Annotated in this window: 20 protein-coding genes; 7 read left to right on the forward strand and 13 right to left on the reverse strand. The window is 60.0% G+C overall.

Annotated elements, in window-relative coordinates:
* Positions 1-6 precede the first annotated feature (6 nt).
* The 7 genes from ABH944_RS00315 to ABH944_RS00345 form a co-directional block, all read right to left on the reverse strand.
* On the reverse strand, positions 7-951 hold the full coding sequence (locus tag ABH944_RS00315) for a LysR family transcriptional regulator (protein WP_404603881.1): 945 nt from the start codon (positions 949-951) through the stop codon (positions 7-9).
* 142 nt (positions 952-1,093) lie between these two features.
* Positions 1,094-1,381 carry a porin gene (locus ABH944_RS00320; protein ID WP_404603882.1) on the reverse strand — a complete coding sequence of 96 codons (288 nt, stop codon included), beginning with the start codon at positions 1,379-1,381 and terminating at the stop codon, positions 1,094-1,096.
* A 26-nt stretch (positions 1,382-1,407) separates the two neighbouring features.
* Entirely contained in the window at positions 1,408-2,241 is an 834-nt protein-coding gene (locus ABH944_RS00325; RefSeq protein WP_404603883.1) for a porin, read from the reverse strand.
* A 405-nt stretch (positions 2,242-2,646) separates the two neighbouring features.
* On the reverse strand, positions 2,647-3,459 hold the full coding sequence (gene rsmA, locus ABH944_RS00330; protein WP_404603884.1) for a 16S rRNA (adenine(1518)-N(6)/adenine(1519)-N(6))-dimethyltransferase RsmA: 813 nt from the start codon (positions 3,457-3,459) through the stop codon (positions 2,647-2,649).
* 48 nt (positions 3,460-3,507) lie between these two features.
* A complete protein-coding gene (gene pdxA, locus ABH944_RS00335) occupies positions 3,508-4,494 on the reverse strand; it encodes a 4-hydroxythreonine-4-phosphate dehydrogenase PdxA (RefSeq protein ID WP_404603885.1) in 987 nt (328 codons plus the stop codon).
* An 11-nt stretch (positions 4,495-4,505) separates the two neighbouring features.
* Positions 4,506-5,876 carry a peptidylprolyl isomerase gene (locus ABH944_RS00340; RefSeq protein ID WP_404603886.1) on the reverse strand — a complete coding sequence of 457 codons (1,371 nt, stop codon included), beginning with the start codon at positions 5,874-5,876 and terminating at the stop codon, positions 4,506-4,508.
* 112 nt (positions 5,877-5,988) lie between these two features.
* Positions 5,989-8,367 carry an LPS-assembly protein LptD gene (locus ABH944_RS00345; RefSeq protein ID WP_404603887.1) on the reverse strand — a complete coding sequence of 793 codons (2,379 nt, stop codon included), beginning with the start codon at positions 8,365-8,367 and terminating at the stop codon, positions 5,989-5,991.
* Positions 8,368-8,626: 259 nt separating this feature from the next.
* On the opposite strand from ABH944_RS00345, the gene ABH944_RS00350 reads away from it, so the two are divergent.
* Positions 8,627-9,661, forward strand: coding sequence for an aminoglycoside phosphotransferase family protein (locus tag ABH944_RS00350; RefSeq protein WP_404603888.1), 1,035 nt, complete (start codon positions 8,627-8,629; stop codon positions 9,659-9,661).
* A 17-nt stretch (positions 9,662-9,678) separates the two neighbouring features.
* Positions 9,679-10,371 carry an N-acetylmuramate alpha-1-phosphate uridylyltransferase MurU gene (gene murU / locus ABH944_RS00355; protein WP_404603889.1) on the forward strand — a complete coding sequence of 231 codons (693 nt, stop codon included), beginning with the start codon at positions 9,679-9,681 and terminating at the stop codon, positions 10,369-10,371.
* A gap of 86 nt (positions 10,372-10,457) precedes the next feature.
* On the opposite strand, the gene ABH944_RS00360 is transcribed toward murU, so the two are convergent.
* Positions 10,458-10,766, reverse strand: coding sequence for a type II toxin-antitoxin system RelB/DinJ family antitoxin (locus ABH944_RS00360; protein ID WP_404603890.1), 309 nt, complete (start codon positions 10,764-10,766; stop codon positions 10,458-10,460).
* Between the two features lie 210 nt (positions 10,767-10,976).
* On the opposite strand from ABH944_RS00360, the gene purB reads away from it, so the two are divergent.
* The 3 genes from purB (at position 10,977) to ABH944_RS00375 (ending at position 14,032) form a co-directional block, all read left to right on the forward strand.
* On the forward strand, positions 10,977-12,365 hold the full coding sequence (gene purB / locus ABH944_RS00365; protein WP_404603891.1) for an adenylosuccinate lyase: 1,389 nt from the start codon (positions 10,977-10,979) through the stop codon (positions 12,363-12,365).
* A gap of 628 nt (positions 12,366-12,993) precedes the next feature.
* Positions 12,994-13,518 carry an IS630 family transposase gene (locus tag ABH944_RS00370; protein WP_007179814.1) on the forward strand — a complete coding sequence of 175 codons (525 nt, stop codon included), beginning with the start codon at positions 12,994-12,996 and terminating at the stop codon, positions 13,516-13,518.
* Positions 13,519-13,528: 10 nt separating this feature from the next.
* The gene (locus ABH944_RS00375) at positions 13,529-14,032 is read left to right on the forward strand and encodes an IS630 family transposase (RefSeq protein ID WP_404604263.1); all 504 of its coding nucleotides are present in this window, start codon (positions 13,529-13,531) and stop codon (positions 14,030-14,032) included.
* Between the two features lie 530 nt (positions 14,033-14,562).
* Here the strand turns inward: ABH944_RS00375 and ABH944_RS00380 are convergent.
* From ABH944_RS00380 to edd, 4 genes are all read right to left on the reverse strand, one after another.
* Positions 14,563-15,057: a gluconokinase gene (locus ABH944_RS00380; RefSeq protein WP_404603892.1), complete on the reverse strand. Its 495-nt coding sequence runs from the start codon at positions 15,055-15,057 to the stop codon at positions 14,563-14,565.
* A 10-nt stretch (positions 15,058-15,067) separates the two neighbouring features.
* A complete protein-coding gene (locus ABH944_RS00385) occupies positions 15,068-16,432 on the reverse strand; it encodes a GntP family permease (protein WP_404603893.1) in 1,365 nt (454 codons plus the stop codon).
* 233 nt (positions 16,433-16,665) lie between these two features.
* Positions 16,666-17,301, reverse strand: coding sequence for a bifunctional 4-hydroxy-2-oxoglutarate aldolase/2-dehydro-3-deoxy-phosphogluconate aldolase (gene eda, locus ABH944_RS00390; RefSeq protein ID WP_062089607.1), 636 nt, complete (start codon positions 17,299-17,301; stop codon positions 16,666-16,668).
* 10 nt (positions 17,302-17,311) lie between these two features.
* Positions 17,312-19,162, reverse strand: a complete 1,851-nt coding sequence (gene edd, locus ABH944_RS00395; RefSeq protein WP_404603894.1) for a phosphogluconate dehydratase — start codon at positions 19,160-19,162, stop codon at positions 17,312-17,314.
* A gap of 299 nt (positions 19,163-19,461) precedes the next feature.
* Here edd and ABH944_RS00400 point away from each other — a divergent pair, with 299 nt between their 5' ends.
* Positions 19,462-20,307, forward strand: coding sequence for a MurR/RpiR family transcriptional regulator (locus ABH944_RS00400; protein ID WP_404603895.1), 846 nt, complete (start codon positions 19,462-19,464; stop codon positions 20,305-20,307).
* 283 nt (positions 20,308-20,590) lie between these two features.
* Positions 20,591-21,367, forward strand: a complete 777-nt coding sequence (locus tag ABH944_RS00405; RefSeq protein WP_404603896.1) for a copper homeostasis protein CutC — start codon at positions 20,591-20,593, stop codon at positions 21,365-21,367.
* Between the two features lie 123 nt (positions 21,368-21,490).
* Here the strand turns inward: ABH944_RS00405 and ABH944_RS00410 are convergent, their stop codons facing one another.
* Complete coding sequence (locus tag ABH944_RS00410; protein ID WP_404603897.1) at positions 21,491-21,907, reverse strand: CopD family protein; 417 nt, start codon at positions 21,905-21,907, stop codon at positions 21,491-21,493.
* Positions 21,908-21,926: the final 19 nt, after the last annotated feature.

Genomic DNA, 21,926 nt, shown 5'->3' on the forward strand with positions numbered 1-21,926 from the left:
CACCGGCTACCGCACACGCCCGGCCGTTTGCGCGGCGCGACTCGCGTCGTTCATGATCTGCCCGGCCAGCGCGAGCGCCACATCAACCGCCGCGGATTGCGTGCGATCCGCAAGACAAACAAGCGCGAACTGCAGTCCCAGCTTACGCGGGTGAACAATCAACACGCGCACGAGGCGATGGCCATCGGGATCTCGTCGCAGCAATGAAACCGTGCAGAACATCACGGCATCCGAGCGCGCGACCACATCCTTCGGCACGGCGACGTCGTTACATTCCAGCTGCACGGGAACCGCCTCGTGCGCGCGAAATTTCAGCAGCCTGCGCAATGCGTCTTCCATAAACCCGGACAGCGGCACGGACACCAGCGGAAATTCGCGTACCGCCGCGAGCGGCACCGGCGCACGCGCGAGCAACGGATGGCCGGGGCGCACGAACCAGCCACCGTCGTGACTGAGCAGGCGATGCGTAGTGATGTCTGGCGCAGCCGGCGATTCACGACGATCGATCACCACGAAATCCACGCCCTCTGAGCGCAGGCTTTGCATCAGCACACTGGATTCGGCTATTTGCACGGAAACCTTGGTGGCAGGAAATTGCCGCGCGCTTTCGACCAGCAGATTCGGAAACAGGATGGCGGCGGTATAGGACCCCATGCCAATTCTCATTTCGCCCAGCGCGTCCGTGCGGATCAATTCGACATCGCGAAAAAGACAGCGCGCTTCGAACAGCACGCGCCGGCCACGCTCGACCAGCATCCGGCCGGCGGCAGTCGTTGCCACGCCGCGCGCCGCTCGGTCGAAGAGCTTGATATCGAACTCGTCTTCCAGTGCCTGGATGCTGCGGCTCAGCGCCGGCTGGCTCAGGTGAACCCGCTCGGCCGCACGCGCGAAACTACCCTCCTCGGCGAGGGCGACCAGATGCGCGCGGCGTCGCGAATTGATCTCATGCATGATTTAAGACGGAACCCTAACTAATTGATCGTCGGTTGCGAAGGCGGGTGGTTATATCATTTCCGGCTATCACCGGGGCGTACGCAACGGCGCCCGTGGTTCACAAAGGCGGCATCCCCCGCCGGATACCACCGATCCTGGCTCAGAACTTGTGCCGGATCCCGGCCATCACGCCAAGCTGCGTGCTTTTCTGCGCGAGACTGACCGCGTTGACTCCTTGCAACTGCGAGCCGATCAAACCGGCCCTATAGAGTGAATAGTCGGTTTCCAGATAAACGTCAGTGCGCTTGGACAGGTCGTAATCGGCAACCAGTTGAAACTGCCACGCCGCGCCGTCCTGCGACTGGGTCTTGCCGGCCTGCAGCGTGCGCCACACGTTCCCGGCGAGATGGCAGAATCCGACTTGCTGCGTAACACCGCCGAGTATCATCGTGCGCCGCTCGAAGTCCGAGTATTTCAGCGAGGCGAGTCCCTGCGCGGTGGACGGTCCATTGGCGAAAGTGGAGTATCCCCTATCGTTCTGATTGACGAGATAACCAGCGCAAAGCGCGTTTTGTCCCACGTGTACGAACCGCCGAAGGTCCATGCTTTCCCGTTGCTGCCGTTGATGGAGTCCTTGGTCTCCTTGAACGCTCCACCGAGCGTGAACGGGCCGTTCGCGGGTGCGTAGGCTGCGGCTACGCCGTATTGAGAGCCGTACGCCATACGGCCGGCGTTGCCGCTGAACGAATAGGCTGTCGAGATGCGGAAGTCCTTGTACTTGCCGTGATACTGGACCTGGTTGCTGCTCCGGATACCGCCGGTCATGGTGACTTCGGGCTGGAAGTTGAAGTCGGAGGGAATCCACGGATTGCTGGAGTAGCCGCCCATCACGACCCCTTCGATCATCACGTTATACTGACGGCCCAATACGAGATGCCCGTAAGTGGCTGACTGCAGCCCGATCTGCGCTTCATTGAAGAAGGGCATGGACGGATCGCCCTGGCCGTTGTTCAGCAGGAAACGGTTTTCAAGCCTGAAGGTAGTCGACCAGCCACCGCCCAGGTCTTCCACGCCCTTGATACCCCAACGGCTCTCGCTCAACCCGCCCGGGCCCATCAGAAAGCGGCCGTTGCCGGCGGTGTCCGCCTTCGACAGATAACACACGCTCGTGTCGGCAATGCCGTAGAGCGTGACGCTGGATTGTGCTTCGCCGGTTTCGCAGGCAAACGCGGCGGGCAGCAATGCGCAACTGACCTTCCACCATTTTCCCGGCTTGCCATGGGTTCTCCGTTGTCCCGACTTGTTCATACGTCTCCTCGTGATGTCGTCATCCGACGATCAGGCTTGGCCTGTATCGCCACGAATCAAAGAAGCCGTTGTGTGTCTCCGATACACCCGCGTCATGCCGCTGAAGCGGCTGCCCTTCATAAGGGTCTGCTGCGCTTTTGAGCCGCTAATTTGAGACTAACAAGGGGGATTAACTCCAGTGCATTCCTTGCATCGTGAAGATGCAGAAGCCGCATGGGAGCAAGGAGAAAAGAGATCGCGCGGTTCGCGTCAACGAACCCGGAATTTAGAGATAGAAAAGAGGAAATGAGCAGCAACAGGCGCGATAGCAACCCGATAGAACCGCCCTGGCGCGACCAGCGCGGCACGCCTAAGCGGGTCCGGCCATGCATGCGCCATCGAACCCGCCTGCGGCCTCAAAAACCGCTACTGCGCCGCCTTCACCACCTGCGCCAGTTTCACGAATTCGGCCACGGGCACTTCTTCCGCACGCCGCGAAAGATCGAATCCCAGCGCATCGAAATCCACGCGATCACGGTATACACCCAACGTATTACGCATCATCTTGCGGCGTTGCGAAAACGCCGCCAGCACGACTTCGCCCAGCACCTTGTCGTCGACATCAGGCAGCTCATGCGGCGCATACGGAATCATCCGCACGATGGCCGAATTCACCTTCGGCGGCGGATTGAACGATTCGGGCGGGACATCGATGAGTTTGTCGATGGAATACCGGTACTGCAGCATCACCGTCAGCCGACCAAAATCCTTGTTGCCCGGCTCGGCGATCATCCGGTCCACCACTTCATCCTGCAGCATGAAATGCTGGTCGATGACTTTCGGCGCGAACGTGGTCAGATGAAACAGCAGCGGACTGGAAATGTTGTACGGCAAATTCCCGACAATCCGCAGGGACGGTTTTTCACCTTCCAGCGCGAGCGAACCAAAGTCAAACGCGAGCGCGTCGCCGGCATGCAGCGCCAGCAGATTGCCAAACCGCTTCTCAAGCCGCCCGATCAGGTCTCGATCCAACTCGACTGCGTGCAGCGGCGACTCCGGCGTGGAGAGCCGTCCGATCAGCGGCGCGGTGAGCGCCGCGAGGCCCGGTCCGATCTCTACCATGCGTTCGCCGCGCTTCGGCGCGATGGTGTCCACGATCGAATCGATCACGCCTTGATCGACGAGGAAGTTCTGCCCGAAGCGCTTGCGCGCGAAGTGGCCCTGGTGCTTGATGGACATCGGAGAAGCCGATTAAAACCGCAATGAAAAGAAATGACGCAAAAGCAATCAGGCCGCGCAACGATGGCGCGCCATGGCAACGGCTGTATCGATGGCAACCATCAGGCTGCCCGGGTCCGCGCGGCCCGTGCCGGCCAGATCGAGCGCGGTGCCGTGATCGACCGAGGTGCGGATAATCGGCAGCCCCAGCGTGATGTTGATACCTTCACCGAACGTCGCGAATTTCAGGACCGGCAGACCCTGATCGTGGAACATCGCGAGCACGCAATCGGCGTCTTTGAGATAACGCGGCTGGAATAAGGTATCGGCCGGATAGGGACCGGGAGCGTCAATGCCCAGCGCGCGCGCTTGCAGAAGCGCGGGCGTGATGACATCGATTTCCTCGCGGCCCAGGTAACCGTTTTCGCCCGCGTGCGGGTTGAGCCCAGTGACCAGGATGCGCGGCTTCGGCAGACCGAACAGCGCTTTCAGGTCGGAATCGATAATGCTCAGCGTCTCGACAATCCCATCCACCGTCAACGCTGCCGACACGTCCTTCAGCGGCAGATGCGTGGTGGCGAGCGCGACGCGCAGCGGCCGGTCGCCCATGCCCGCGAGCATCATGACAACGCGCGGTGTATGCGTACGTTCGGCGAGATATTCGGTGTGGCCGGTGAAGGGAACGCCAGCGTCGTTGATAGTGCTTTTTTGCAGCGGAGCGGTGACGATAGCGTCGAAACGCCCGCTCACGGCCCCGTCTATGGCTGTATCGAGCAGCCCGAGCACGTAACGGCCATTGGCGGCGTTCAGCTTGCCCGCGGTCACCGGAACACCCAGCGCGTGATGCTCGATCTCGATGTCCGCGCCCTTGGAAAGCCACGCCGACGAACCCGCCCGCTCAACCATCAACTCACGGTCGCCGAGCACGGTAAACCTCACCGACGGCCAGCGCTGCGCTGCCTCAGCCAGTGCCGCCACGGTCAACTCAGGCCCCACGCCCGCCGGTTCCCCGGTGGTAATTGCAATCGACAATGGGGACTGGCTTGCTGCGTTCATCTCGCCATGCCTTACTGGTTTAGCGCTTGCTGAGCCGCGGCACCCTTGTACTGCACGTACGCGGTGTCGCGCAGTTCACGCAGCCAGTCGGAATACGCTTGCTCGGCCTTGCGCTGGCCGATGGCCTGACGCGCGGTGTCCAGTTGCTGCTGCACGGAACCTTCCGCGTCGCGGCGTGCCAGCACCTGGATCAAGTGATAACCGTACTCGCTGCGAACCGGATCGCTGACCTGACCGTCTTTCAGGTTGTTCATGGCGCGCTCGAATTCCGGCACGGTCTCACCCGGGCTGATCCAGCCGAGATCCCCGCCCTGCGACGCCGAACCGTCCTGCGAATAGGTCCGCGCGAAGTTGGCGAAGTCACCGCCCTTCTCAACGTCACTCTTGATATCGAGCAGCTTCTGACGGGCGGCCGCCTCGGACACGCCGTCGGCTACGCGCAGCAAAATGTGCCGGACATGGGTTTGCACGAGCTTGGGTGCATCAGCTGCCTGGCCCTGGCCTGTGCGGCGCTCCACCAGCTTGATGATCTCAAAACCGCCGTCGGTGCGAATCAGTTGCGGATTCACCTCGTTCGGACGCAGCGTTGCAACCGCGCTCACAATGGACGCCGGCAACGAAGCCTGCGTGCGGAAACCGAGGTCCCCGCCCTTGGGCGCGTCGGTATCCTGCGAATTGTTTTTCGCCAGCTTGGTGAAATCCGTTCCGCTTTGCGCATCTTTCAGCACGGCCTCGGCCTTCGCCTGGATAGCGGCAATATCAGCCTGCGTTGCGTTGTCCGGCACCTTGAACATGATGTGCTGGAGATGCAGGTCGTTGGACTGGCGGGCGTTCGGTCCACGCTGGCTGGCAACGTAGTTGGCCACTTCGCCGTCCGACACCGTGATCTTGCTGTCCACCTCTTTCTCACGCAGTTTCGACAGCGTCAGCTCGGTGCGGGCATCGCGCTGGAAGGTCGACCAGGGCACCCCTTGCGCCTCGATGCGCGCACGGTACACGTCAAGCGTCATATTGTTTTGCTGCGCGAGGCGCTCGAGCGTGCGTTGCACGGTGGCGTCGTCAACAGTGATGTTGTCTTCCTTCGCCTTCTGCAACTGAATCCGCTCGATCACCATCTGGTCGAGCACCTGGCGTTGCAACTGATCCGCCGGCGGAACCGGCGCGTTCTGCTGTTGCAGGCGGCGCACGATCAGACCCGTGCGGTCGGCGAGTTCGCGTTCCGTGATCACATCGTTGTTCACCACCGCGACGACAGAGTCCGCAATCTGCGCGCCGCCCGCCGTTGTCGCGGGCGACAGCGCCTGAGCGTGCGCGGCCGGGCCGGCCAGTAAAGCTGCGGCGAAAACACCTGCCGCGAACATTGCGCACTTCAACTTGTTCATGTTTGACACAGATACTCCATCGATTGCGGCCGGTGACCGACCCTATTGCCTGTTGCCCTATTGCCCTGTTACCTGCGGCGTGCTTCACACATTTCGGCACACATCCGCACGCTCATTCGTAATTCGTGTAACGCGCGAGCGGCGGGGCCGGCGGCGGTGGCGGCGTGTACCCGTTGACGCCGGCGCGGAACGCCGAGGTCAGGCCATTATCGACGTTCGCCAGGCCTTTGAACGTCATTTGGGCGAGAACGCGCGTCCCGGCAGTGTTACTTCCGGTGCTGGTGATACCGTTTGCGTAACGCTGCACGCCGATGCCGAGCGTCCAGCAGTCGGCATCGTACTGGAAGCCCAGCAGCCCGTCGACGAGACGATGGCCCGCCAGATCGTAGTTCACCCGGGCGACGCTATAAATGTGTCGCGACAGTGGCCATTGTGCCGAAACCAGAATCTGGTTGATCGGCGAGGTGGACAGCGTGGTCTCGTTCGCCCGCGTGTACCGATAGCCAACATTGATGACTTCGCGCGCCGCCGGGCTGAACCCGAAACCGATGCTCGAACGCACCAGCTGGTTGTTATCGGCATTATATTGGAACGCCGTTTCCTGTGAAAAACCAGCGCCCAGCTTGAACGACGCGCCCAGGATCAGGTCCGAGTGCTTTGCCTGGTCGAGCGCCTGACCTTGCGTGATCGTGACGCGCTGCGGCTGGAAATAATACTGCTGCGCGATCACAAAACGCGCACGCTCGTCGCCCGTTGCCGGGTTGATGAAACGCGAGGTCAGGCCTACGGTCACACGGTTCGCGTCGGCAATACGATCGTTACCCGCATACGTGTTCGGCGTGTAGATTTCAGCGAGGCTGAAGTCTGACTGGCCGGTGTCGAAGATCGGCGCGAATTCCTGGTTGCGATACGGCGTGTACACGTAATACAGGCGCGGCTCGAGCGTCTGGATGTAATCCTGCCCGAAGATGCGCACCGAGCGGTCGAACACGAGGCCGGTGTCGAAGCTGACCGTGGGAATGGATTCCGACAGGGTCTTTGGCTGGTTCGCGGGCGTACCATTCGCCGCACTGCCGATCTCGTTCAAATCGTACGAGGCGAAGTGATACTGGATCTTCGGCGTGACGAAATAACCCGGCCCGGTGACGCTGTAGCTCAGGTACGGGTTAAAAACAACGCGCTGGCCTTCCGTGGAATCCGCAATGGTGGTCGTAAAGCGCGTGTAGTCCGCTTCCGCGCCGTAGTCGAAGCCGCCTACGTTGTACTTGTTGTACAGCACGTTCAACTGCGGTTCGCGGGCGTACGGCGAGGTCGCCGGCGGCAATACCTGCCAGCGCTGCTCGTGCGCGAGAATGGACCACGGTCCGTTGTTGTACGTGACGCCGACTTCCTGCTGATACAGCACCTGCGTACCATTGATGATCTGGTTCGCGGCGTTGCCCAGGTCTTCCGGATACTGATTGTCCGAGACCTTGTTGTAGTTGATATACGCGCCGAACCCGCCACCAAAGTTCTGCTGGTGCTGGATGTAGATCGCATAACGGTTCGTATGCGTCTGCATGTCCTGCGGCAGGAATTCGCCGGTGATCGTGCCCGAATAAGTCGGCGACAAATACCGGAACGTCGACTGGATCTGAATGCCGCGCCGCGTCATCAGGCGCGGCGTGACCAGCAGGTCGCGATTCGGCGCGATATTGAAGTAGTACGGCACCGAGACTTCAAAACCGGTGGTTGAATTCAGCGACACCGTGGGCGGCAAGATGCCGCTGCGCCGTTCGCTGGTCAGCGGGAACGACAGCCACGGGCTCGCGAACACCGGAAAGCCCTGGAAAAACAGCACGCCGTTATGCGCGACGCCTTCGCTCGCGCCGGTATCGAAGTCGAACGACGTGCCCTTGATGTACCAGGCGGGGTCGGTCTCGCACGAACACGCCGTGTACGTGCCTGAAGTAACGTGCGTTTGCTCGTCATTGAGCAGGTCGGCGCGCGACCCGCTGCCCGACCCATTCGAGAGATTGAAGCGGTACTTCGGGTTCGTCATGTAACCCTCGTTCGCCTCCACCTGCAAGTGCGCTTCCGGGCCAATGAACGAATTGCCGTTACTGAAGATCCTGACAGAGCCGTAAGCATCGGCCATGTCGGTGTCCTGGTCGTAATGCAGCGCATCCGACTTGATCACCGAGACATTGCGGCGCAATTCGGCCGAACCCTTCGCGGCCATGTCCCGGTCGGCCGTACCCGTGGTGTGGTCGCCCAGCACGAACGTGGCCGGCTGGTCGCCCTGGCGCAGCGGCCGCTCTTCGAGCTGCGGTGCAAGCCGCAGGCTCCAGGGGTCGCCTAGCGGCTGCGAGTCGGCTGCCGCACCGGCTAGCTGCGCCTGTGCGAGCGCGGGCATGAGACCCGGCACGGCTATCAGGGCTGCGAACAGCCGCCGCCTGCGTGGCCGCGCTTCGCGCAATGGAACTGGTTTGGAAAACTGTCGTGGCGGCATGTTTGAGTGCTGTTCAATCGCGTCACGCCCCGCGCTCGACGAGAGTGCCCGGGCACAGCCACCGGAACTCGCGCCACCGGAGTTGACGGTTCGCTGCGAACGAAAATGAATCGATCGATGGATGATACGGGCGGCTGTCGTACCCTTCAGTAGCCAACGATACCGTTGTGGCCTGCCAAAGGCTTCGCGCCGGGCGCAAACGGAATGCTTAAAAAAGTCGTGGGGTATTATATGGCAAGACGTTTCACCCCTCGAGTTTATGACGCCCTCATCCAACGATTTCCCGGATTTTCGCCTTACCCAGCTTCATGAATGGCTGCAAACCTTGGCGGAGCGGTATCGGCTGGGCCTTTCCACGCTTGAAGCCGCTTCGGCCGACGCCAGTTTCCGGCGCTATTTCCGGTTGGCCGCCGACTGCGACGCCGGCAAGACGCTGATCGCCGTCGACGCCCCACCGCCCGAGAAGTGCCGCGAATTCGTGCAGGTCGCCGGGTTGCTGCGCGCAGCCGGCGTGCATGTGCCGCAGATCCTGGAAACGGATTTCGATGCCGGCTTCATGCTGGTAACGGATCTGGGCACCACGACGTATCTTTCCGTCCTCGATGAAAAGAACGCCCGGCCGCTGATGCGCTCGGCCATTGATGCGTTGATCAAGTTCCAGGTGACCTCGCATGAAGGCGTGCTGCCTTCGTTCGATGAAGCGTTCCTGCGCCGCGAAATGGAATTGATGCCCGAGTGGTTCGTGGCGAAGCATCTGGGCCACACGCTGGACGCGGCTGAGCGCAAGGTGCTCGACGATACCTTCAGCGTGCTCGTTCAAAGCGCGTTGGCCCAACCGCAGGTCTTCATGCTGCGCGATTTCATGCCGCGCAACCTGATGGTCACCGAGCCGAATCCCGGCGTGCTCGATTTCCAGGACGCGGTGTACGGGCCGCTGAGCTACGACATTGCGTCGTTGTTGCGCGACGCGTTCATTAGCTGGGAAGAAGAGTTCGAGCTCGACTGCTTCGTGCACTACTGGGAAGGAGCGCGCAAGGCCGGATTGCCGGTGGACGCGGATTTCGGCGAGTTCTACCGGCAGATCGAATGGATGGGATTGCAGCGGCATATCAAGGTGCTCGGGCTGTTTGCGCGGATTTATCATCGCGATGGGAAACCGGTCTATCTCGCTGATTTGCCGAGGTTTATTGGCTATGCACGAAAGGTTTCCGAGCGTTATAGGCCGTTGCGGCCGTTTGCACGGCTGCTGGATACGCTGGAAGGGCGCGCAGTCGACGTGGGTTATACGTTTTGAGCACCTTGAATGTAGCGATGATTTTCGCTGCCGGACGCGGCGAGCGCATGCGTCCGCTGACGGATTCATGCCCGAAGCCTTTGCTTGCCGTTGGCGGGAAACCGCTGATCGTGTGGCAAATTGAACGGCTTGCTGCTGCGGGCTTCAAGACGATTGTTATTAATCACGCGTGGCTTGGACGGATGTTTCACTCCAAACTCGGCGATGGCTCCCGCTGGGGCGTTGAAATCCGCTACTCGCACGAGATGCACGCGCTTGAGACGGCCGGTGGCATTGCCAAGGCTTTGCCGCTGCTCGAGAAAGACGGTGAAGCTGCGGTTTTTATAGCGGTCAGCGGCGATGTGTTCTGCGAGTTCGACTACGCGCGGCTGGACGAGCGCGCCGCGAAGATGGCGCTGCAAGACGAACCCGCGATGCATCTGGTCATGGTGCCGAATCCACCCTTTCATACTCTGGGCGATTTCGCCTTGAATCCTGAAGGCACGCTTTCGCTTGATGGCTCCACTCGCTACACCTTCGGCAATATCGGCTTATATGACACGCGCATGTTTCGCGATCTCGCTTCGGAAACGCGGCGAGCATTGACCCCGTACTATCGCGAGACCATTGCGGCCGGGCGCGCCACGGGCGAGTTGTATGAAGGGCGATGGGAAAACGTTGGTACGCCGAAGCAGTTGGAAGAATTGGACGCCGCGTTACGAGGCAAATAAGCGGGTGTTAGCTACGTAGCGGTCCACGGACCAATAACAGTGATTCCCGTCACGATCCGCCATTGCGAAAGCCGACCATTCAAGCCTCACGCGTCACCTTCGCCGGCTTTCCGAAGCGCTGCCGCGCGACGCTTGGCGAAACGGGCTTCGACGTCCTCGTGCGGCATGGCTGGACGCGGATCGTCCAATGCTTCCTGCACTTTCGCGCGGAACCAGGCGTCATGCACCGCCGGGTCGGTCGCAAAGGCGAACGGCAACGCACCGTCGTTGGCAATGCGCGTCAGCAAGATACGCACGGCATCCGAGACGGTCAGTCCGATTTTGTCAAGCACCGCAGCCGCACGCTCTTTCAGCGCAGGGTCGATGCGCGTTTGCACCAATGCACTCGCCGTCATGGCGATTTCTCCTCTGTGGTAGTTTCGAAAACCTCATCGTAATTCAGTCGAATTACACGTGGTATCACTCCCTACGCGCACGAATCTGGCGATGGCCGCAAAAATGCCAACTTTCGCGATAAGGCAAGTTCCACCGCTTCCGCCTAACCCTTTTTGCCGCAATGGTAAAATCCGCTTCTCCTTTCGTCTCACTGCGCGGCTGCCCCCACCATGTCCGATACTCGTCCCGATACCCTCTTCGCGCTCACCGCGCTTTCCCCGCTCGACGGCCGCTACGCCGCCAAAACGGAAGCATTGCGCGAATGGCTGTCCGAATACGCGTTCATGAAGCATCGTGTGAAGGTGGAAATTCACTGGCTGATCGCGCTGTCGCAAGCCGGATTCGATGAAGTCCCACCCTTCTCCGAGACGTCCGAAGACTTCCTGCTGCAGCTCGCCGAGCGCTTCACCGCCCACGACGCCGCGCGCATCAAGGACATCGAAAAGGTTACTAATCACGACGTCAAGGCAGTCGAATACTGGCTCAAGGAGTCAGTGAAAGGTCAGCCGGAACTCGAGCGCGCGAGTGAGTTCATCCATTTCGCGTGCACGTCCGAAGACATCAACAACACCTCGCACGGCATGATGATCGCCGGCGCCCGCGAACACGTGCTCCTGCCCGCGCTGCGCGCCGTTCACGATCGGCTCGTCAAGCTCGCCCACGCGCACGCAGCGCAACCCATGCTCTCCCGCACGCACGGCCAGCCGGCCAGCCCGACCACGCTCGGCAAGGAAATGGCGAACGTCGCGGCCCGCCTTCAGAGCGCCATTGAACGGATTGCGGAAGTGCCGGTTCTTGGCAAGATGAACGGCGCAGTGGGCAACTTCAATGCGCATCTCTCGGCATATCCGGAGTTCGACTGGGAAGAATTCGCTGAAGGTGTGGTCGAAGACCGGCTGAAACTGACCTTCAATCCGTACACCATTCAGATTGAACCGCACGACTACATGGCCGAGATGTTCGACGCCATTTCGCGCGCCAACACCATTCTTCTCGATCTGGATCGCGATATCTGGGGTTATATCTCCGTCGGCTATTTCAAGCAGCGGACGAAAGCGGGTGAAATCGGTTCATCGACAATGCCGCATAAGGTCAATCCCATCGACTTCGAGAACTCGGAAGGCAATCTCGGCATGGCAAACGCAATGCTGCGTCATCTCGCCGACAAGCTTCCCGTCTCCCGTTGGCAACGCGACCTCACGGATTCCACCGTACTGCGAAATATTGGTGTGGCGTTCGGCTATTCATTGCTGTCTTATGACTCGCTGATTCGCGGGCTGGACAAGCTCGAAGTAAATGCGGCTCGGTTGAATGAAGATTTGGACAACTGCTGGGAAGTGCTGGCCGAACCGGTGCAAACCGTCATGCGCCGTTACGGCGTGGAAAATCCCTACGAGCAATTGAAGGAACTCACGCGCGGCAAGGGCATCACGCGCGAAGGCTTGCAGACGTTTATCAGCGGCCTCGCCATTCCCGACGACGCCAAGAAACTCCTGCTCGAGATGACGCCGGGGTCCTATGTTGGGAAGGCTATCGAATTGGCGAAGCGAATTAAGTAACACGCTGGTTTTCAAACCTGCGTAAAAGCCGCTCGAGTTCATAATCGAGCGGCTTTTTCTATTTTATGGACGACTCCGCATCGCGCCGGACGCGGTGTCGGCCTGCTCGGCAATCGCGCGGCACGCCGAACGCGCGGTAAAAGGGTTGCGCGGGAAATGCGGTGGTGCGGATTCGGCCGCGCCGCGATTCATCCAGGATGCGTTGGCAGGGAAAACATCCGCCTCGGTGACCCTCGTCGTCCGTCATGCCGTTGACGATCGGCTTGGCCGGAGCAACCGGCGTGTTCGACGGAATACTCACGGGCATCACGTCGCACGCTGTGCCGAAGCTTCCGGTGCTGCTCACGGCGATGGCCGAGAACGAGTGGTTGCCAGCCTTCAGACACCACCGGTGCCGTGAAGCTCCACGTACCGTTCTCCGCTACCGTGGCCGTACCGATGAAACGTGCGCCGTCGTAAATGTTAACCGTGGTGCCGGCATCAGCCGTACCTGTGATCAAGGGCTTCGAACTGTCCGACGTGCCGCCCTTTGTTGCGCCGCCAACCGATGTAATGACCGCTTTAAACATGGCGACATAAATACTGCAGCATTATATGATTACGTGGTTACTCTTTTGGAGAGGCGACCATGCGCAAGCTCGAAATTGCAGACCCGCAGATCATGCAGGTTGCGATTCAACAGGAGATCGAACGGAGCGAGGAATCGCGGTATGACCATCGTCTCCATGGGGTGCTGCTGGTAAGCAGCGGTTACTCGTGCACTGAAGTGGGCCAGTTGTTCGGTCAGGCGGCCACGACCGTTCAGCGATGGGTCCAACGTTTCGAGCGCGGCGGCTTCGAGGGATTACGGGAAGGTGAGCGGCCCGGACGTCCACGTACGTTGGATGAATCGCAATGGGCTCGTATTGAGGCTGACCTGCGCAAGACACCACGTGACTTCGGATTTGAAGCGGGCCTGTGGGATGGGCCCGTTCTGTCGGAGCACTTGCGTCAGTGCTACGGCATCGAGCTGGGCGTGCGACAGTGCCAGCGGCTGTTTCGCCAGATGGGTTTTCGGCTGCGCAAACCGCGCCCGCAAGTCGCCCAGTCTGATCCCGTACGGGTTGCGACAGTAAAAAAAACTGCGGCGCCTGGCAAAGCGCGACGACGTTGAGTTATGGAGCCTGGACGAATGCCATTTCCAGCAGCATGGATCGCGCTGTCGCATGTGGGTGGCCCCGGAGGTTCGCGATCCGGTGTTGATGCACGCGCCCACGCGCAAGTCGGTGGCGTGCTTTGGCGCCGTCAGCCTGAGCACCGGGCGCTTCGTCTGGCAGGTGTGCCCTGTCTTCAACGCAGAAACGTTTGCGTCCTTTCTGCGCCGGCTACTGCGTCATCGACGTCGTGGCAAGCGCATCCTCGTCGTGCTGGACAACGCCAAGTACCACCATGCCAACATGCTCAAGCCACTGCTGCGCAAATACAGGCGGGACCTGACGTTGCTGTTCCTCCCGCCATACAGCCCGCAACTGGCACCTATTGAACGGGGCTGGAAGCTGACAAGGCGTCTGGCGCTGCATAACCGGTACTTCGCCACGCTCGCCGAAGTCCTCTCGGCCGTCGAGGCCTGTTTCCGGCGCTGGATCGGACCAAATGAAGTTCTACGGAGATTATGCTGTATTATTTAAGACGCTGTGTTTAGAAGGAGATTGAATCTCCATTTCTTTATGGCTTGTGTTGCTGAGAGATCGACGAGACCAGGAACCCGCGAGATAATGACGGATTCATGCGACCCCGGCCTAGTACCGCAAAGAACTAGCTGACGCGCAAGCCTCCAGCGAGAACCGCGATTCTGATTGCGAAGCCCACTACTACGTACGGAAAAAATCCTAGTTACTCGGATATCTCGCCATGTCCGGTCGCAATTCACAAAATAACATTCCAGCACTGCGAAACAATGCCTTTTAAATTTTTATTTCGCTTGGATTCCTGATAATTTCTCAAGACGAGCACCGCCCCTCCTAGGCGACAGGATGGACAATACGTTTGCGACAGCGCTCCACGTTATAGAAAAGCAAAAGACCGGTCCAGCTTGGCGCTGAAACGGTCTTTTGCTTTAGTGCGAAAGCAGATTGACGCCTGAATTGGCGATGATTCAGGCATTCGAATGTTTCGCTATTCGCGCTGCCCCAGGCGAATCTGAAATAGTTTCTAGAACTCAGCGAGCCTTCACCTCATTCAACACCTTGTCCACAATCTGCTCCGGCGTGAGCGCAATATTCACCTCTATAGCCTCATCCGGGCTGGGCGGCTCTAGCGTATCAAGCTGACTCTGCAGCAGCGCCGGATCGAAGAAATGGCCCGTGCGCGTCTTGATCCTCTCCCTCAACAACTCCGGCGTTCCCTTCAAATAAACAAACGTCACGTCCTTATCGCCTTTGCGAAGAATGTCGCGGTACACGTGCTTCAACGCCGAACACGCATACACGTGCGTGGTGCCGTCCGCCTGCTTTTCTTCTATCGATGCCCGGATGGCCGCAAGCCACGGCCAGCGGTCTTCGTCCGTGAGCGGGATGCCCTTGTGCATCTTGTCCTTGTTCGCCTGGCTGTGAAAACTGTCGGCATCAGCGAAATCGCACTTCAGCCGTTCAGCCAGCATTTCGCCGATCGTCGTCTTGCCACAACCGGATACGCCCATCGCGATCAATATCATCAACGTCTCCTTACACGACCGTCGCGAGCGCGAAAGTCAAACCCAAACCCATGATTGAAATGATCGTCTCGCACAGCGACCACGTCTTGAATGTCTGGCCGACCGTCATGCCGAAATATTCCTTGACCAGCCAGAAACCGCCATCGTTCACATGCGAGAAAATCAACGAACCGCAACCCGTCGCAAGCACCAGCAATTCCGGGCTGACGCTGCCGCCGGCGGCCGACGCGATCGGCGCAACAATGCCGCAAGCGGTGGTCATGGCCACCGTCGCTGAACCCGTCGCGAGGCGAATCAGCGCCGCGACGAACCAGCCAAGCAGCAGCGGCGACAGATGCGCAGCCGACGCCGAAGCCACAAGCTGCTGGGAAATACCGCTCTCGCGCAACACATTACCGAAGCCGCCGCCGGCGCCCACGATCAGCGTAATGCCTGCGATAGGCGCTAGGCATTCGCCGCAAAACTTCTGGATCTGCTCACGATTGAAACCACGCGACGCACCAAAACTCCAGAAGCTGAACAGCACCGCGATCAACAACGCAACATCCGAGTTGCCGACAAAATGCAGCAGGTCGTTAGCAAGCGTTTTCGGCGTGGAGACCAGGTCCGCCCAACTGCCGATCAGCATCAGGATCACTGGCAGCAAAATGGTGAACAGCGTGATGCCGAAACCCGGCAGTTCGCGCGGCGCGTCGCCTTCCTTGCGTGAATCCACAAATTGAGCCGCGAGCGGATTGTGTTCCGGCAACTTGATGTACTTGTGGATCAGCAACGCGAACAGCGGACCGGCCACAATGGCCGTGGGGATGCCGACGATCAGCCCATACACAATCGTCCTGCCTATATCCGCGTGGTATGCCTGCACGGCGAGCATGGCGGCCGGGTGTGGCGGAATCAGGCCGTGTACCACAGAGAGCCCGGCGACCATGGGCAGGCCGATCAGCAACAGCGATTTACCGGTGCGCTTCGCCACGTTGAACGCAATCGGAATCAGCAGCACGAAGCCCACTTCGAAAAACACCGGCAAGCCCACGATGATCGCCACGAACATCATGGCCCAGTGAATATGCTTTTCGCCGAACCAGGCAATCAGCGTATTCGCAACCCGTTCTGCACCGCCGGATTCGGCCATCATCTTGCCGAGCATGGTGCCAAGACCGACCACGATCGCTATGTGCCCGAGCGTGTTGCCATTGCCGGTTTCGAACGCCTTGACGATCTTGTCCATCGGCATGCCGGCGGCCAGCCCAAGCAGCAACGAAACAATGATCAGGACGAGAAACGGGTACACCTTGTATCGCGTAATGAGCAAGATCAGCAGACCAATCGCGATAACCCCGTACACCAGCAACATGCTGCCGTGAACTGGCTCCATGAAGTGCCTCCCTCAACTGTTGACGTTATTTTTTCGTCCGCTGCAGCCGTTGTCACCGGTTTGCTTTTTACCTTGGCTTGTCCGGCCGGGCGGATGATCGAGTGTTGAAACGGGATTTTACTTGCAGCGTTCGAAACGCGCGCAGTAAGCGTTCCCGATTGAGTAAAAGAAAAAGCCTCCGCGGTGAGGGTCCGGGGAGGCTTTTCAATTGAAGCGGTACAGCACTAGGGTTTCTACGCCCTTGCCGGTGCCAGCGTACTCGCTGCGCGTGCAAGGCGCGTGACTTCTTCCCAGTTTTGCGCGCTAAGCGCGGCTTTCGGCGTGAGCCACGAACCGCCCACGCAGACTACATTCGGCAGCGCGAGGAACGTCGGTGCGATTTCAGCGGTGATCCCGCCCGTCGGGCAGAACTTCAACGTTGGGAACGGACCGTTGAGCGCTTGCAGCATAGCCACCCCGCCCGCCTGTTGCGCCGGGAACAGTTTCACGATTTCGTAACCGAGTTCCATCGCGTTGATGATGTCGGTCGGTGTCATCACTCCAGGCAGGAGCGGCAGGCCGGCGTCGAGCGAAGCCAGATGGATCTCCTTCGTCAACCCTGGCGACACCCCGAATTGCGCGCCCGCTTTTTTCGCCTGCGCGCAGTGCTCGGGTTTGGTGATCGTACCCACGCCCACCACAATGTCGTCCGCCAGATGGCTCGCCCGCTCGATAGCCGCAAGCCCCGCCGCCGTGCGCAGCGTGATTTCCAGCACCTTCACGCCGCCCGCGTGCAGCGCGCGCGACACGTTTTCGCCCTGTTCCACCGACTCGAACGCGAGGACCGGAATGACCGGCCCCAGCCGCACGATTTCGCTTACCGTTTTCATGTACTGCTCCTTATAGGTTGTGGGGGGCTTCGCCCACCATCGGCCCGAAAACCGATGCGCCCAGTTCAGCCGGCATTGCCGCGCTGCGAAATACGCCGAACAGCTCGCGTCCGAAACCGACTTCGTTGCCGGCCTGATGTTTCGGCTGCCCGACTTCGCGGGCGGCCCATTCCTGCTCGCCAATCTCGACGTCGAGCACACCCTTGTTTGCATCGATAACGATCATGTCGCCCGTGCGCACCTTGCCTATTGGGCCGCGCAGCAATGCTTCCGGCGAGATATGAATCACAGCAGGGACCTTGCCCGACGCGCCGGACATGCGTCCGTCCGTCACCAGCGCAACGTGGAAACCCTGATCCTGCAACACGCCCAGAAGCGGCGTCAACCGGTGCAACTCCGGCATGCCGTTCGCCCGCGCGCCCTGGAACCGCACGATGGCGACGAAATCGCGCTTGAGCTCGCCGTTGTCGAACGCTTCCTGCACTTCCTCCTGCGACTCAAACACAATAGCCGACGCCCTCACATGCCGATGCTGCTCCGCCACCGCCGAGATCTTGATTACGCCACGGCCGAGTTTTCCCTGCATCAGGCGCAAACCGCCATCGGGTGCGAACGGTTCCTTGTGGCTGCGCAGCACTTTCGTGTCGTGGCTGGTTTCGCTGCCGTCGACCCATTGCAGCTTGCCATCAATCAGTTTTGGTTCGCGCGTGTAGTGCTTCAGGCCCTTGCCTGCGACAGTCGTCACGTCTTCGTGCAGCAGGCCCGCCTGAAGCAGGTCGCGCACCAGATACGCAACGCCGCCCGCCGCGTGGAAATGATTCACGTCGGCCTTGCCGTTCGGATAGATCCGCGCGGTCAGCGGCACGGCTTGCGAGAGTTCATCGAAGTCATTCCAGTCGATCACAATGCCCGCCGCCCGTGCAATCGCCACCAGATGCAGCGTGTGATTGGTGGAACCACCCGTTGCCAGCAATGCAACGATGCCGTTCACGATCGCCTTTTCATCGACCACATGGCCAACCGGCGTGTAATGCCCACGTTCCACGGTCAGTTCCAGCACGCGCTTCGCGGCTTCGGCGGTGAGCGCGTCTCGCAGCGGCGTATGCGGGTGGATGAACGCGGAACCCGGCAGATGCAGGCCCATGACTTCCATCAGCATCTGGTTGCTGTTAGCCGTGCCGTAGAAGGTGCACGTGCCGTGGCCGTGGTAAGCCGCCGCTTCAGCTTCCAGCAACGCGCTGCGGTCGCAGGCGCCGGTCGCGAATTGCTGGCGGACCTTGGCTTTGTCGTCGTTCGTGAGGCCGCTGGTCATCGGACCGGCGGGAACAAAAATGGTTGGCAGATGACCGAACTGCAGCGCGCCGATCAGCAAGCCCGGAACAATCTTGTCGCAGATGCCCAGGCACAAGGCGGCATCGAACATGTTGTGGGTCAATGCGACGGCGGTGCTCATTGCAATCACTTCGCGCGAGAACAGCGACAGTTCCATGCCCGCGTTGCCTTGCGTGACACCGTCGCACATGGCCGGCACGCCGCCCGCGAATTGCGCCACACCGCCCGCTTCGCGGGCGGCGTGCTTGATGATGTCGGGGTAATTCTTGAACGGCGCATGGGCGGAAAGCATCTCGTTATAAGACGAAACGATGCCGATATTTGGCTCGCGTACCGCCTTGATCGCGATCTTCTCCTGGCCCTCGAGTCCGGCAAAACCATGCGCGAGGTTTGCGCATGACAGCGCGCCGCGGGCGGGAAAGTGGCCTTGCGCGCCGTCGATACGCGCCAGGTACGCCGAACGCGTCGGCTTGCTGCGCTCGATCACGCGCTGGGTGACTTTATTCAGATGTGAATGCGGGGAAACCATCGAAACTCCTTCGGCTCGTTGTAGCGAGCGGGCGGTTGACGCCGGGTTGAACGGTCGCAGGGATGGGGAAGTTTTGTTTTTGAGGCGTTCCCGAGTCATGAGTACGAATTTTAGTAGAAAAACTACACGAATTCCATCTGGAAAACCCTTATTTTGCGTCGAAATCTTATGTATTGGATCACTTTGCCAGCTTCCCGACATCTTGCGAAACGCTGAGAATCGCAAATATTTATGTAGTTTTTGTACATTTCTGTCAATCAGCTATAGTCCACGCATTTCCAGCATAGGCGAGATTCCCGATGTTGCTGTCCCAAGTCGAAGCAATGCGAGAGCAGTTGCGCCCCTCCGAGCGCAAGCTGGCTGACTACGTGCTGGAGGCGCCGCGCGAAGTGCTGGATATGGCCATGACGGACTTCGCCAAGCGCGCAGGCGTCAGCCAGCCGACGATTGCGCGGTTCTGCCAGGCGCTGGGTTTTTCGGGATTCCGCGAGTTCAAGATCCGGCTGGCGCAGAGCATTGCATCTGTTGTTCCCGCACCGGCCGTTTTCCGCGATGTCCGCGCCGATGAACCCGCCGCCGGCGTCGCGGCAAAAGTGCTCGACCGGACCATTGGCGCGTTGCTGCAGGTCCGCAATAGTTTGTCATCGGATAGCGTGGCGGCGGCGATCACCTTGCTTGCAGAAGCGCGGCGGATCGAGTTTTACGGCGCGGGCGGATCAGGAATTGCCGCGCTCGATATCCAGCACAAATTCTTCAGGCTCGGCGTGCCGAGCGTGGCGTATTCGGATCCGCATACGTACACGACGTCGGCCGCGCTGCTGGGCGCGGGGGATGTGGTCGTGGTTATCTCGAACACGGGCCGCACGCGCGACATACTCGACGCGGTGAAGTCGGCTTTGGACAGCGGCGCGAAGGTCATTGCGATCACGCATGGGAATTCGCCCCTGGCGCGTTTGGCGAGCGTGGGGTTGTTCGCGAACGTAGACGAAGACACGGACATCTTTTCGCCGATGACATCGCGGGTATCGCATCTCGCGATCGGCGATATTTTGGCGGTGGGTGTGGCGCTGGCGCGCGGGCCTGAATTTGCGGAGAGGCTCGCTGAGGCGAAGGGCGTGCTGGATAGAAGGCGGGTGGGAAATTAGGAGGGCTAGATTTTTACGCCATATAAAAAAGCGGGTCCTTCCGAAGAAGAACCCGCTTTGCATTTTAGAAGACCCTTTTCTTCGAAAAACCCGGTTCTGGCGAACCGGATTTCTCTCAGGTCAGACTTCGATTACCGAAGGGCACTAAGGCCAGACCCTTCTGGCATATTGAATAGTACTTATCGAAGCGCGCGTTTTCGCAAACCGGCGATACAACTCACGCGATGAAGCGAGGCCCCGTGCTTTAAGCTACCCGGCTTGACCTCATTGGGAAGATCCCTCCATGTCCGTGTCACCACTTCTGCTGGAAATCTGTGCCGGTTCCGTTACCTCTTGCCTGGCAGCGCAAGAAGGGCACGCGGGCCGTGTAGAGTTTTGCGACAACCTGCTGGAAGGCGGCACTACGCCTTCGTATGGCGCCATTGCCAGTGCCCGGGACAAACTATCAATATTGTTGAACGTGATCATCCGGCCGCGTGGCGGCGACTTTCTTTATTCGGATGTCGAATTCGACGTGATGGAGCGCGACGTCTTCGCCTGCAAAAAGCTCGGCGTGGACGGCGTGGTGATCGGACTGCTCACCGCCGATGGCGACATCGATGTGCCCCGTACCAGGCGTCTGGTCGAACTGGCCGCGCCCATGCCGGTTACTTTTCACCGCGCGTTTGACGTAGCGCGTGATCCGTTCAAAGCGCTGGAAGACATTATCGATGCGGGTTGCAACCGTCTTCTTACCTCTGGCCAGGAAGCGAACGCGTTGGAAGGTCGAGCGCTGATCGGGAAGCTGCGCGAGGCGGCGGAGAGCCGGCTGACGGTCATGCCCGGCGCCGGCGTGCGATTGAACAACATTGCACAACTGGTCTCTGAAACGGGCTGCGTCGAATACCACACGTCCGGCCGTGCGCCCATTGCCAGCGGCATGCGCTATCGCAATGAGCGCGTAAAAATGAGCGGTCCGGGGCAGGATGAATACGCGATCGTGGAGACCTCGGCGGATCTGGTGAAACAGGTCATTGCCGAGATGAATACGAGCTGGGAACGCCTGCATCGCGGAGATTGATAGCACTCTCGCGAGCCAGATATGGCGCAGCGAAACGCCCGCCAAATGTCGTCATGCTGCAGACCATCGGATGTGAAAACGCCGGCGCTTGGCTGCGCTGGCGTTTCGTCTGTCGCAACATGCTTAGAACGGCTTGATAACCACCAAGAGCGTTGCGCCCAGCAGCCCGAGCACCGGCAACTCGTTGAACATGCGATACCACTTGTCCGAACGCGTATTCTCGCCGCGCTGGAACCTGCGCAGCAGAACACCGCAGTACGCGTGGTAAATGATGATCAGCACCACAATGCCGAGCTTTGCGTGCATCCAGCCCTGGCCCTGGCCAATGCCCACGACCAGCAGCAGCCACAAGCCGCACGCAAGCGCCGGCACGGCGATGAACGTCATGAAGCGGAACAGCTTGCGCGCCATGATCAGCAAGCGGGCGGTAGCCGCCGGCTCGGTTTCCATCGCGAGATTGACGAAGATGCGCGGCAGGTAGAACAGACCGGCGAACCACGAAGCGACTAATACTATGTGCAGGGATTTGATCCAGAGCATTGGAATGGCGGTCTCGCTT

It is taken from the genome of Caballeronia udeis (genome assembly GCF_044909315.1).
Classification (GTDB): Bacteria; Pseudomonadota; Gammaproteobacteria; order Burkholderiales; family Burkholderiaceae; genus Caballeronia; species Caballeronia udeis_A.